Source organism: uncultured Mycobacterium sp., from assembly GCF_964249325.1.
Taxonomy (GTDB): Bacteria; Actinomycetota; Actinomycetes; order Mycobacteriales; family Mycobacteriaceae; genus Mycobacterium.
Map to the genome: position 1 here is coordinate 1 of NZ_CAXUCH010000138.1, position 11,419 is coordinate 11,419.

Genomic DNA, 11,419 nt, shown 5'->3' on the forward strand with positions numbered 1-11,419 from the left:
GAAGTGGACGTGGCAGACCCAGCTGAGCTGGATCGCCAAAGCGCTGGGCCGCGACGATGCCGCCAAGAAAGTGCTCGACGACGCGGCCGGTCAGCAGACCCAGGTCCGATCGCAGCATCCGGCGTTTGTCGGCAAGACGATCACAGTGATCAACCTGTCCGACACGGGCACCACGGTGGCGCTGCGCGACTCTGCGCCCACCACCTACCTGGAGGGCATCGGCTTCGCCTACAACAGCCACTACGACCGCGGCCCCCAGGATCCCCCCGAGAAGGCCGTCGATCTGCAGACCTACGGCCTCTACACCCTCTCGACCGATGTCGCCGTCGTCGCGCGCACCGACAAGTTCGCCGGCGGCGGCGGGTTTCACGGGCTGCCAGGCGCGTTCAGCAGCTACGGCGGCATCCTGGTGATCGTCGATGACCCTGCCACCATCACCGCGCTGAACACCGGCGGACCGGCAGCCACCGCGTTCCTCAACACTGCACTAGTCAAGACGCTCGCCGACCAAGTGCACTGAACCACAACACGGTTGATGTTTGTCGCCGGCGCAGCGCGCTATACGGGTTGACCGATGTTGGCGGTGATGGCGACCAGCGCGTCGAGGGCCTGCCCGGTGGGGTCGGCGCCGCAAGCCATGACGTCGATGATGAGGTTGGCGTAGGCGCCGGTGGCGCGCTGGCAGCTCCACCGCTGCCCCGCCAGGCGCCGCGAAATGGCAACAGCCGTCTTGTCTTTGACGATCAGGGGCTTACCGATGAGCCAGGTCTGGGGCGCGTGCCCGGGCTCGGTGTAGGTCAGTGGCTTGCCGGCGCAGCCGGCCCACCCGGCCGCGGCCCGCAGTAGGTAGCTGCCCGCCGCCGCGGGTGAGGGGAAGCTGACGACGGCCTGATCCAGGGTGTGGGTCACCGTGTCGGCGGGGGAGTCGGCGGCGGCTTCGGCGGTCGCCGATTCCCAACCGCTGCCGGCGTAGGCCTGCTTTTGCGCCGGCGCCCACACGCCCGCGCAATGCGGCGCGTCCAGCGCGCCCGATGCGTCGTCAAGGCCCGGGTGCGGGCCGGTCACGACGGTCATCTGCACTGCACCGGTGACGGCGGCCATCTGCTGGCGATCCAGCAGCATGGTCGCTCCGGGTCGCGAGGTGGTCCCCGGGCCAAGCGGCGCGCAGTTGGCCGGCGCCGTCGTGGTGGCGGCGATGACGCCCAAACCGGCCATGAGTACAGCGGGTTTGCGGATCCACCCAACCCCAGCGGTCATGTCGTCCTCCCGGAACTGTAGAAGCACCCGATCGCGTTATGCGCGCAGCGAGGGTTTGATCAGAACTATAGCGGTACGCGACGAGTTATAGCGCCGACATTTTGGGCTACGCTGTGTCAGCGTGCAGCCATTCGGTGCAGCACCAGGGCATCTACGTGCAGGTAGCAAGCGCTTTGCTGCGGAGAGCCAGCGCAGTTTCTGAAAGGTCCCGCAGCCGAAGAGCCAAGTGTGTGCTTTAAGTTAGTTATTGCACTGTCCACGATGGAGTGATATCGTCCTGCTCTAACCGATGCGCCACCGCAAGCAAGGAGAGATCCGATGACCACCGCTTCGGTTACGCCGGATGGACAGAGCAGCAAACCGCCCCGGGGAACCGCCGCAGCCCCTGCGCGGACCCGGCCGACTCGCGCAGCGCGCTACCTGCTCCTCGCCGGCATCGGCTTATCGATGGTGGTGACCGGCTGCACCGTCACGGCCACCGGCCGCCCCACCGCCGCTGCGGACCTCGGCCACTGGCAGCCGCCACCGATTCCGACCACGCGGCTGGCTGATCTGCTGCTGAGCGCAAGTGAGCTCAGCGCCATCGGGCGATCCGGAGACCTGCAGGTGCGCCAGCCGGTGTCACGGATGTGGCATGACGAAGACGGTCTGGCCGACCGCAACTGCCTCGATGCCTACTCGCCGCTCGAAGCCGCCGTCTACGAGGGCAGCGACTGGACAGCGGTGCAGGGACAGGTCCTCGACGACGGCGGACCGGCCGGCGATCCGCCACCCGAGCATGCACTGGTGCAAGCCGTGGTCGGTTTTCGTGACGCCGGGTCGGCCCAGCAGTTCTTCACCGACTCCAAGCAACGGTGGTCGGCGTGCGCCAACCGGCCTGTCGCGTTCGCCAAACCCGGTGAGCCGGACCGTGTGTGGGCATTCGGCGACGCGGTTGCCACCGACACCACGCTGAGCATGATGCAGACCCGCGAAGGCGGGCAGGGTTTGGCATGCCAGCGCGCCAGGGGCGTGCGCAACAACGTCATCATCGACACGATGTGGTGTGGGTTCGATGCGGCTGACCAGGCGGCCCAGGTGGTCACCAAGATCGCAGCCGACGTCGTTGAGCAGTGACCGACCGATCGCACACCGCAGGCGAACAACACCGTGAACGACAACATCCGCAGCATGGCTGGACGCATCGGCGAGTTTCGCTTGCCTGGTGCACGGTCGGCGCGTGACCGCAGTGCCGCCGTCGGGCCGCACGACAGACCAGCTCACCGCCGCCCGCATACCCCGGCCCCGGTGGGCTTCGAATAGGGAGAATCCGACCATGACCGCCCGCACGCTCCGCATCGCCACCGCCGCAGCACTGCTCGCCATAGCGGCCGCAGCCGGCGTGTGGATGCTGCTGCGCCCCGCGAACCTCTCGCCACAGCAGCCGAACTGGGCGGCGGCCTGCGCCGACGTGCAAGCCCCCACGGTGGCGATTCCCGCACATTCGGATGCCGAGCCGCGGCTGCGCATCCCCACCCCGGAGGGATGGCAGCGCAGCACCATGCTCGACTCCGAGCTGATCCGTTACGTCGTCACGAAGCCGGCGCTGCGCTCCGGCGGGTTCACCCCCAACGTGGTTGTCACGCTGGAATCCGTGCCAGGCGGACGCGACCCACGGTCGGTTCTTGACGACGAGCGCCAGGAACTGATCCGCACCGGGGTGGGCACCAATCTGGCGGTCACCGACCAGACGCTGTGCGGATATCCCGCCCAGATGGTGCGCTACACCGCGGCGGCGATGGGTGCGATACCACCCCGCCCGGCAACCGTTCTGACCGCGGCCGCCGATCTCGGTAACAGGACCTACGCGGTCGCGGTGACCATCCAAACCACCGATCCCGACAACCCCGTCTATCGCCACGACGCCGAGGAGATCCTCACCGGCTTCCAGATGCTGCCCCCTTCCGGGGCGCCGACGTCGCTTCGCCAGTCACCACAGCAGAGAAGAGTGCCGTGATGGCCCCACGAGACGTGGTACGGATCGTCGTGGACCGCGACTCCGTCGGCGTGGCCGACGACATCGAAAACCACCGGGAAATCTGGGAATTCCCGGCGCGGGCCACGCTCGACGACCTGCTGGTGTGGCTTGCCGAGGACTATGTGGTGCCGATGACCTTCGACAGCATGTGGTGCATCCATTTGCAGCAGCGCGCCGACGCGTCTGATGGGCATCTGCTGGCGGTCATCTATGCCTGCTATCAGCGCCCGCCGGATCGGCCGTTCATCCGGTTGACGCGGGTGTGGACCGGCGAACGTAGCCTGTTGCGGCTGGCGCGCCGGCTCGGGCCCCAGCCGCTGCGTATCCATGCCCGCTACGTGAGCAGCGACGCGATCGCGTTGAAAACTCCCGACGTCATGAAAGCCAGCCGCTACTGCACCGGTGCGGCGCCGCGGCGCCGGGCGCTGAGCCGCACGGCGGTGAGCCGAGCCAGCGGAACATGAAAGGCTCTGCACCCCAAGGGTAAACGCCGGCACGCGCTCGGCGGGTAAGGCGTCTCACCCGTGCGCACTTTGCCGGCAGCGTGGGCCGCTTCCGCGTCAGCGTCGGCCCCAGGTGGGCTGAAGCCGTGACATGAATGCCTCGATGGCGTCGGTGGCATCGGCAGACACCATGCGGCCGGCTTCGGCGGCGTCGATCGTTTCCACCGGCAGGCCCGTGGCCGCCGCAACATCGTCGACGGTCAGGGCCGCCTGCCTGCGGGCCGCGAAGAGCCGTTGTCCCACGGTGGCATACGGGGATTCGGCCGCCCGGGTCATCAGATCGGCGTAGAGCCGGCGCACGGTGCTCAGGGCCAGCACGAACTCGGGGTTGCTTTTGGCGCCGGGAGCGGCATGAGTGGTGACGGTCTCGAGCTGGCGAAGGTCGGCGAGGATCTTGGCGGCGTTGACGGCGAACTCGGGGCGTTCCGGCGGTGGGAGCGCCGATATCGCGGTGGCAGCCGCGTGAAGGCCTGCACTGATGGCCTGCAGGATCAGCGGCGCGCCCTGGGAGTCGGTGAGCAGTTCGGTCAGCTCGTCATTGCCGGGGGGTGCTTCGCCGTTGCGGATGCGGTCGATCGTTCCGCGCGGCCAGCGCAGGATGTCTTCGAGCCGGGCGCGGTTTTGTTCCCTGGGCCACCTGCGGCCCTTCTCGAATGCGATGAGACTTGCCGCGTTGATCAGCCCGTCACGGGCCAGGCCGCGCTGAGTGATCTCCAGCTCGCGGCGACGTGCCGCCACCGCCGCGCCGGCCCGCGCGATGCCGGGATCGATTTCCCTGTCCTCGCCGCCGTTCCCCTGACCCTCGTCGAGCAGCTCCGGTGCCGCCAACAGCGCGGTCGGCCCCTCCTCGCCCGAGATGGTCGCGGTCGCGGCGGCGCCTTCGTCCTCGAGGTGAAAACTGACCGCAACACCGGCGGGGTTGCCCAACGCGATCGTCAGCCCTTCAGTGATGGGCGCGGAGCGCCGGCGGGTGCCATCGATGTAGAACCCGTTGCGGCTGTCGTTGTCGATGACCTGCCAGTGACCGTCGTCGACCTCGATCCTGACGTGGGCGCGCGAGATGCGGGGGTCATCGATGCGCAGGTCGGTGTGCTCACCACGGCCGATGACGACCGGCCGGACCCGGGCCGCCTCAAAGGTGCGCACGACCGGGCCGCAGCGGATGGTCAGGTCGGGCGCTGGCGCGGCGTGGTCGACCATTGCGGAAGCTCACCAACTCTCGAGTGGCGCTGCTCGTTATAGCGGTTATGCGGTCAGTTCGGGTTCTAAGTATATCCGATGCGTGCGCCAACCCGAGTCATTGGACTCGCGAGTTGTAGCCAATTCCGCTGGCTGGGTAACCGGACAGCGGCGTCCGACTAATCCGGTCGTGGCAGGTAGCGACTTCGCGACGCTTGGGGATGACGTGTTCGGCATTGCCCAACCAGATCCCAAGGCAGACCCAAGTTATTGCGCCGCTATAACTTGAATGCTTTAATGCTATGCATGATGTCGATATCGGGGCGCCACCCACAGGGGTGGCCCGCTAACGGCGGGGGAGGCTCGCCTTATCCACTGATGCCGGATGAGCAGGTCACTGCTGCGCTCCCCCGGGGAGCCGCCACAAAGCCGGCGCCACACCGGCCCGGCGGATCGGCCATCGCGGCGCAGCAGGCTAACCCGCAGGCCGCCTACCATGCTGCGCCGCCTCCGGACGCAGCGACCATGCATGCGGCGCGGCCCGGCGCCGCGTGGGCCCGACCCGGATGGACGGCGTCACCGGCGCCGCTGGCGGGCGGTGTGCCACCTCAACCACCGGTGCCCGGAAGAGCGGGCATGGGCGGGTTTGCGCCGTTCGCGGGCCCTGGCATGCCGGCGCCGTCGTGGCTGCCACGCGGCACTGCGCGGCGGCGTTCCCGCAAGCCGTGGTTTTGGGCGGCGGCGGGCGTGGTGGCGGTGATCGCCGTTGTCGTCACCGTGGCAACCACCGCGGGCGGCGGTGAGTCGCACAGCCATCCGACTGCCCGTTCGGCCGAGCCAACCCCGGCCCCGGCCGTTCCCAAGCCGAAGACACCGGCACCGGTGCCGGTGTCGGCGCTGGCGGGTTTGCTGCCCAGTCGCGACGAATTGGCATCCGCGGCAGGGACCGGGCCAAAAGCCCAGTTCAGAACCGCCGAGGTGCTCTACCACAACACGATCGTGGATCAAGACTGCGTCGGGGCAGTGTCCATCGGTGATGACGCGTTCTTCCGGGGCAGCGGATGGACCGCCGCACGAAGCGAAGATCTCGTTCCGCCGGCGGGCAACGAAGACCGTGAACGCGCGGCATGGGTTGCGGTGGTGTCGTACCCCACGGCGGCCGCCGCGGCGGCGATGTATGCCAAAACCGTTGCACTGTACGGAAAATGCGCGGGCAAAAGCGTCAACTTGCGCGACCCCTCCAACCCGTCGGACCGGGACGCGTTCAGCATCGTGGGCCAGCCCACCGAAGCCGGCGGCATCGTTTCGGTGACGGACAACGTCGAGGGCGGCGAAGGGTGGTCCTGCCAGCGCGGACTTTCCGCGCACAACAATGTCGTGATCACCGCACAGGTGTGCGGGGACAACCTTCCCGGCGGCGTGCTGCCCGCGCTGATCAATCCCACCGCGGCGAAAGTTGACGCCCAACCGTGAGCGAATTGCCCGGCGTCATTGAAGCCCGTCATCTTCGGCGCGGGCCAGATGCGTGCACGCCCCTCCGGCGTCGACGGCCGGGGCGCTGCGCCGTCGCCGTGCGGTATTAGCCGGGCGTACGCCGCTATAGAGTCTGACCTGCCTGATCGACCTCCGGAGGAAATGTTGTCGCAGCCATACCCGAATCGGCAGCCCTACCCATATCCACCGCCGTATCCGTATCCACCGCCGTACCCGCATGCGCCGCAGGCGTATCCACCGACCCCGTACCCGTCCCAGGCCCCGACGTACGGGCCGCCTGGGGCGCCACGTTGGGTCGGCCATTCGCCGCAGACCGCCGCCGGGCACGAACCGCTGTTCCAAGTAAGACTGATGAAGCACACCGGTATCGCAGTGTTCTGGTTCAACTACCGCTACACCGTGACCGGAACCTTCGACCAGTGCGAAAACGCCATCCGCTTAGCGCAGCAACACAATCTGCTCGCCGGGTGGTGGAGTGTCGCGTCGGTGCTGGTCTTGAACTGGGTCGCGCTGGTGTGGAACCTTAACGCCCGGAAGACGCTGCGCCGCAACGCCGCCCAAGTCTTCAGTGCACTTCCGGATGCCCGGCGGGGCCGCCCCCACACCTAGCGTCGTCCACACGTGGTGGTCGCCCGCTCGGTCGGGCAGCGAAATCGCGACGTTCCAGCGCTAAATCGCTTGCGCTGTCGCTAGATTCGGTGATGTTCTCCAGCGTCGATGGGCCGGGCACCGGGAATCGACATCGCGCTGCTTCGGTGAGCCAAGGCGGCCGATAGTGACCGCGCGACGGAAGGAGCGGGTGCCGCGAGGTCGACGCCGACGTCTTCGGTGAACGGTCCTCATTGCCCGCTCGGGAATATTTCGCCGCTGAGTTGCTTCGATAAGGCCTGGCCGTAGGCTGGTTCACGCAATGGCGGTGTGTTCTCTTTGCGATCGAGCGGTGGAGGCCCGCGGGCTCTGCCATGCCCATTACATGCGCTGGCGAGCGGGCGCGCCGTATCCGGCCCCGTTGACGCGCACGCCGAAAGGCAAATACCAGACATGCACCCTCGACGGCTGCGGGCAGCCGCACTATGCGAAGGGCTTGTGCAGCCGGCACTACAAACGCCAATGGGCAGGCATGCCACTAGAGCCCGGCCCCGCACTGTGAGAGGCAAACCCAAGCGCGAAGCTGACCGTCGAAACGGTTCGCCAGATCAGGAGGCTGCACCAAAACGGCTGGAGCTACGTCCATTTGGGCGCCCGATTCGGCGTGATCGATGACGCGGTGCGCGACGTGGTGCGGGGCCGGACGTGGAAGCACGTGTGAGGGCGTGGCGGGGTCGATGGCTTACCCTATGCCGCACCGCTGTAATCCTTCGCTGGGCCCGGCTTAAGCAGGAACCCTGTCAGGCCGGTTCGACCGACAGCATGTCAACACTTGTCTCCTGCTCATCGAATGTTCCGCCATCGATGAAGAAGTGGTGCTTTTTCGAAGCGGCCAGGTATTGGGTCAGCGCTTCGCGTTTCTTGGCCAGTGCAAGGTAGTAATCCCGGAATGCTTGCGAGACATGGGCGCTCGTCTCCGGGTCTGGCGGGATGGGAATCTTGATCTCTAAGTATCGTTTGCCGACGTCCTCGCGGTTTGTCTGCATAAAGATCACCCGCTTCCACTGGTCCCGAACGATTTTCAAAGTGAACGCCCAGAGCAGATAGAAGGCGTCGAAGTGTGCCCGTGCGCCTGGGCGCACGACAATGACCTCCTTCGTAATCAACAGCTGCTCCTGACCAGGCATTAGAACGCAGAAGTCGCCGATGTTTTTGGACGTCCGCTCTGGACACAACAGGTCGAACGCCTTCAGGCCCGAGGAGTCCCCCCGCCAGAAAGTACGGGCGACCGAAATGGGCACTCGGTTGGTTGGGTTGATGTTGACCGTGCCCGCCCGCAGATCCGAAACTTTGATGTACGGGATTTCACCGACGCGCTGCTCCTGTGATGGGGAGCCGTGACCGCCACGGATTTGAAGAAGGTCTTTGGCGACCATGTCGCCGACCGTCATCGACGTAAACCCTTTGAAGGAGGGATCTTTAGTCAAAACACTATGAAAATGCTCATCGTATCGACGGTCGTAATACACGGGGACGGCGTGGCGCATTGAGACCTCTGTCGCATCTACGAAGCGTAGTGTGTCGGTTGTCTGTCCGCGACGCAAGGCTTTCATATCGGACAGCAGGCTGTCGTTGACTGCATCGACCAGCTCGCCGGTTTCATCGTCGGTCACCTTGACTCGCTGGCCGGTGGCAGGGTCAACCAGCGCGAGGAGCCTTCCGCCCTTTGTTAGTCCGCACGTTGGCGCGGTGGAGACCATAACGTTATCGGGCGAAAACCACTGCGGTTTATAGACGCTCACGAATGTTCACCCTTCTCTTCCGATCCGCGGCCCACCTTTTCAAATATGTAGAAGTTGGTTTTGGCTCGGCAGAACTCCTCGAACGCCTCCATCGGGATGTTGAGCATCCCGCGAAGTTCAAGTCGCTTCTCAAGCCAATCAGGCAGCCAGCGGTATTTATGTGAGAAAAAGTAGGTTTCAGGAAGGACGATTCCAACCCGCCCCCCGACCAGCAGAAGCCGAGATGCTTGTTCCAAAAACAGTAAGCCGATTTCCAGGTCGACGTACTCGGCTCGCGAAGAGTGCGCAGCGGCCTTGGCGATGGAATAGCCTGATGCACGGGCATCTGCGGCCCTCACCTTCAGGTCTTCACCGAATGGCGGATTAGTTACGACCACTGTGAACTGTTCGGCGATGTCTCCAGTGACCGGATCACCCAACTCCTCGAGGAGACGCGGATACTGAGTTCGCCACTGGTGATTCCGGATAGAGTCACCAAGAATCGTGTGTGTTGACCCATCGCCGACCGCCACCATCATAGCTCGGGTCAGCTTTACGCCGATGTGATCAAGGTCGACACCATAGAGGTTGTCGTTGGCCCACTTAATCAAGTGCCACCGATCCTGTTCGGCTGGAAACTCAGTTTCCTTAACCTGACGAAGTGCCTCGATGAGAAAACCGCCTGTACCGCAACCATGATCGATCACCTTGTCTTCGGACGTAATCTCTAGCGCCATGACACACGGCCGGATTACCCGTTGGGGCGTAAGGAATTGCCCTCCGGCGAGTTTCAGCGCACTCGCACGAAAGATCTGGAAGGATTTGGCGAGCAGATCAACATCATCTCCCAAGAGGCGGAAGCTGAACAGCTCTGCCACAGTCTGATAGATGGTGTCGTCGGTCAGTTGGATCTCGTCGCGGTCATCGGGGTTGAAGATCCGCGTTCGCTGACGCGCGAAGTACTCCCTGAACTGACCACGGATCGCAGCCGCCGTAACCTGTACGCGGGTCTGCGGGTCACCGTAGATGCGGAAAGGGGCGGGCTTGTCGTGGTTGCCGCTCTTGCTGGCCCATGCGTCACTCTCAAGCTTCACTAGGAGCAGATGGACTGACTCTCGAAGCTGGTCTTCTGTCCTGGTGGCACGGGAGTCGCCGACGACAACCGTTGCTAGCAACCGCTTGAGGGCACTGGACAAGGTCGCCTCGTCTGGCACCCGCATGGACGACCACGTAACCGGCGCTGATGGCGGCTTGGTCAGGTCATCGCCCGGGTCGGGAAGCGGTGCGCCGTGGACGACCACCCAATCCGACGTGTGGCTCTTGTAGACGGCCGCCGACTCTGAACCGTTGCTCCAATAACCCATCTTGGCCATCGGCTCACAGCTCAGATACCGCTCCAACTGAAGAACGCCAGCGTCGATATTGGGTTCCTTGAACTCGAACATCACCTGCAAGGCATAGGGCTGGCCGCTGCTATCGGCGAAGGCTACGAGGTCGGAGTATCCGCAGATGTCGTAGCGTTGACCGCGCTCCCGCTTCGTGAGATCGTGGGGCGTTTTGGGCACTGGCCACTCGGGCTGCCAACGCAGGCGCTCATCCGGCCATCCCATCGCTTTAAGTTCTCGTAGCACTCGCTGGCGCACCCGCTCCTCGGGGCGATCGAAGACGACGATGGTTCCTCCTGAAAACGAGCTGCTCTTTTTGAAGCCTAACATTCGGCCGCCCAAACTCGAGCTGCCGACACCTGTCAGACTGCCGACGCGGGCAGCAGGATGTGGCGGCGTAACCACCTGCCTCAGAACTGGACCGGTGGTTGGGGCGCTGTCGGCGGTTGCCGCATTTTGCAGGTGGCCACCCGCCGCGTAGCAACGTATTACAGCGCATTACGCTGCACGTACCATGGTGATATGGACAAATAGGCGAGATCACCTCGCAAGGCTCGGCGTCACCGTTGAGCAGGCGGAGGAGTCGCTCAACGATGCCGACCGCGTCGTGTTCAACCCTGACCCTGCGTCACAGAGCGGCAAGTCGGTGCGCACGATCGGCTACAGCCGCCAGGCTCGGGCTGTTTTATGCGTAGTTACCGTGACCGTGAGTGGTGTGAAATACGGCGTGACCTACGGCGCAACCGCCTTCAAAGCGAATCCCAAATACCAGCTGATTTATAAGGAGGCCGGCAATGGGTAAAGGTATCGAGCAGATTCTCGAGGAGGAGGCCGCCGCTGCCGAAGCCACCAAGGACGACCTCGACGTGGAGATACCCGCATCAAGCTCGATCACCCACGGCGGCCCACGCACGCGGGTGGTGCAGGTTCGTTTGAACGACGACGAGCAGGCCGCTCTTGAAGAACTGGCCGAGTCGCGCAACCTGCCAGTATCAACGGTGGTGCGGGAGATGATCCTCAATGCGCTGGACCCAGCGCCGGCACAGATCGCCGCTAGGCGGCGGCTCGTCGCCGAGTTCGAGCACTATCTGAATGTGGCGGGCGTATCTCCTGCCGTCGCCTTCCCGTCTGGCGACCGGGGATCGGCGCGGTGAGCGGCAGCTAGTGTCCTGAGTCATTAATTCGCTTGCTCTTGTTAGTATGGGCGATGCCGTC

The 11,419-nt window shown here is 64.9% G+C and carries 11 protein-coding genes and 1 pseudogene; 8 read left to right on the plus strand and 4 right to left on the minus strand.

The genetic code is table 11. The annotated features are described in order from the left end of the window. A pseudogene (locus ACFE99_RS16485) lies at positions 1-520 on the plus strand (histidine kinase); the annotation flags it as partial. A gap of 38 nt (positions 521-558) precedes the next feature. On the opposite strand, the gene ACFE99_RS16490 reads toward ACFE99_RS16485, so the two are convergent. Then, positions 559-1,257, minus strand: a complete 699-nt coding sequence (locus ACFE99_RS16490; RefSeq protein WP_375487126.1) for a sensor domain-containing protein — start codon at positions 1,255-1,257, stop codon at positions 559-561. A gap of 318 nt (positions 1,258-1,575) precedes the next feature. On the opposite strand from ACFE99_RS16490, the gene ACFE99_RS16495 reads away from it, so the two are divergent. The 3 genes from ACFE99_RS16495 to ACFE99_RS16505 all read left to right on the plus strand — a co-directional run bounded on the left by ACFE99_RS16495 (position 1,576) and on the right by ACFE99_RS16505 (position 3,738). Continuing rightward, on the plus strand, positions 1,576-2,373 hold the full coding sequence (locus ACFE99_RS16495; protein WP_375487128.1) for a sensor domain-containing protein: 798 nt from the start codon (positions 1,576-1,578) through the stop codon (positions 2,371-2,373). Between the two features lie 199 nt (positions 2,374-2,572). Continuing rightward, complete coding sequence (locus ACFE99_RS16500) at positions 2,573-3,253, plus strand: LpqN/LpqT family lipoprotein (protein WP_375487130.1); 681 nt, start codon at positions 2,573-2,575, stop codon at positions 3,251-3,253. Beyond that, positions 3,253-3,738, plus strand: a complete 486-nt coding sequence (locus ACFE99_RS16505) for a hypothetical protein (RefSeq protein WP_375487132.1) — start codon at positions 3,253-3,255, stop codon at positions 3,736-3,738. Before ACFE99_RS16500 ends, ACFE99_RS16505 begins: the two co-directional genes overlap by 1 nt. 96 nt (positions 3,739-3,834) lie before the next feature. On the opposite strand, the gene ACFE99_RS16510 is transcribed toward ACFE99_RS16505, so the two are convergent. Then, positions 3,835-4,977, minus strand: a complete 1,143-nt coding sequence (locus ACFE99_RS16510) for an FHA domain-containing protein (RefSeq protein WP_375487134.1) — start codon at positions 4,975-4,977, stop codon at positions 3,835-3,837. 357 nt (positions 4,978-5,334) lie between these two features. Here ACFE99_RS16510 and ACFE99_RS16515 point away from each other — a divergent pair, with 357 nt between their 5' ends. After that, on the plus strand, positions 5,335-6,429 hold the full coding sequence (locus tag ACFE99_RS16515; protein WP_375487136.1) for a sensor domain-containing protein: 1,095 nt from the start codon (positions 5,335-5,337) through the stop codon (positions 6,427-6,429). A 372-nt stretch (positions 6,430-6,801) separates the two neighbouring features. Beyond that, a complete protein-coding gene (locus ACFE99_RS16520; RefSeq protein WP_375487138.1) occupies positions 6,802-7,059 on the plus strand; it encodes a hypothetical protein in 258 nt (85 codons plus the stop codon). A gap of 779 nt (positions 7,060-7,838) precedes the next feature. Here ACFE99_RS16520 and ACFE99_RS16525 read toward each other — a convergent pair. Both ACFE99_RS16525 and ACFE99_RS16530 read right to left on the minus strand, forming a co-directional pair. After that, positions 7,839-8,840 (minus strand): hypothetical protein, encoded by a 1,002-nt coding sequence (locus tag ACFE99_RS16525; RefSeq protein WP_375487140.1) that lies wholly within the window; start codon positions 8,838-8,840, stop codon positions 7,839-7,841. Continuing rightward, positions 8,837-10,534: a restriction endonuclease subunit M gene (locus ACFE99_RS16530; RefSeq protein WP_375487142.1), complete on the minus strand. Its 1,698-nt coding sequence runs from the start codon at positions 10,532-10,534 to the stop codon at positions 8,837-8,839. The genes ACFE99_RS16525 and ACFE99_RS16530 overlap by 4 nt, the downstream gene beginning before the upstream one ends. A gap of 184 nt (positions 10,535-10,718) precedes the next feature. Here ACFE99_RS16530 and ACFE99_RS16535 point away from each other — a divergent pair, with 184 nt between their 5' ends. Beyond that, complete coding sequence (locus ACFE99_RS16535; protein WP_375487144.1) at positions 10,719-11,006, plus strand: transposase; 288 nt, start codon at positions 10,719-10,721, stop codon at positions 11,004-11,006. Continuing rightward, positions 10,999-11,358 carry a DUF6290 family protein gene (locus ACFE99_RS16540; RefSeq protein ID WP_375487146.1) on the plus strand — a complete coding sequence of 120 codons (360 nt, stop codon included), beginning with the start codon at positions 10,999-11,001 and terminating at the stop codon, positions 11,356-11,358. Before ACFE99_RS16535 ends, ACFE99_RS16540 begins: the two co-directional genes overlap by 8 nt. Positions 11,359-11,419: the final 61 nt, after the last annotated feature.

What these genes read in the sequence shown, in the direction of transcription:
- ACFE99_RS16490 (WP_375487126.1), bottom strand. Translation starts at nt 1,257, where the DNA reads ATGACCGCTGGGGTTGGGTGGATCCGCAAACCCGCTGTACTCATGGCC.
- ACFE99_RS16495 (WP_375487128.1), top strand. Translation starts at nt 1,576, where the DNA reads ATGACCACCGCTTCGGTTACGCCGGATGGACAGAGCAGCAAACCGCCC.
- ACFE99_RS16500 (WP_375487130.1), top strand. Translation starts at nt 2,573, where the DNA reads ATGACCGCCCGCACGCTCCGCATCGCCACCGCCGCAGCACTGCTCGCC.
- ACFE99_RS16505 (WP_375487132.1), top strand. Translation starts at nt 3,253, where the DNA reads ATGGCCCCACGAGACGTGGTACGGATCGTCGTGGACCGCGACTCCGTC.
- ACFE99_RS16510 (WP_375487134.1), bottom strand. Translation starts at nt 4,977, where the DNA reads ATGGTCGACCACGCCGCGCCAGCGCCCGACCTGACCATCCGCTGCGGC.
- ACFE99_RS16515 (WP_375487136.1), top strand. Translation starts at nt 5,335, where the DNA reads ATGCCGGATGAGCAGGTCACTGCTGCGCTCCCCCGGGGAGCCGCCACA.
- ACFE99_RS16520 (WP_375487138.1), top strand. Translation starts at nt 6,802, where the DNA reads ATGAAGCACACCGGTATCGCAGTGTTCTGGTTCAACTACCGCTACACC.
- ACFE99_RS16530 (WP_375487142.1), bottom strand. Translation starts at nt 10,534, where the DNA reads ATGTTAGGCTTCAAAAAGAGCAGCTCGTTTTCAGGAGGAACCATCGTC.
- ACFE99_RS16535 (WP_375487144.1), top strand. Translation starts at nt 10,719, where the DNA reads ATGGTGATATGGACAAATAGGCGAGATCACCTCGCAAGGCTCGGCGTC.
- ACFE99_RS16540 (WP_375487146.1), top strand. Translation starts at nt 10,999, where the DNA reads ATGGGTAAAGGTATCGAGCAGATTCTCGAGGAGGAGGCCGCCGCTGCC.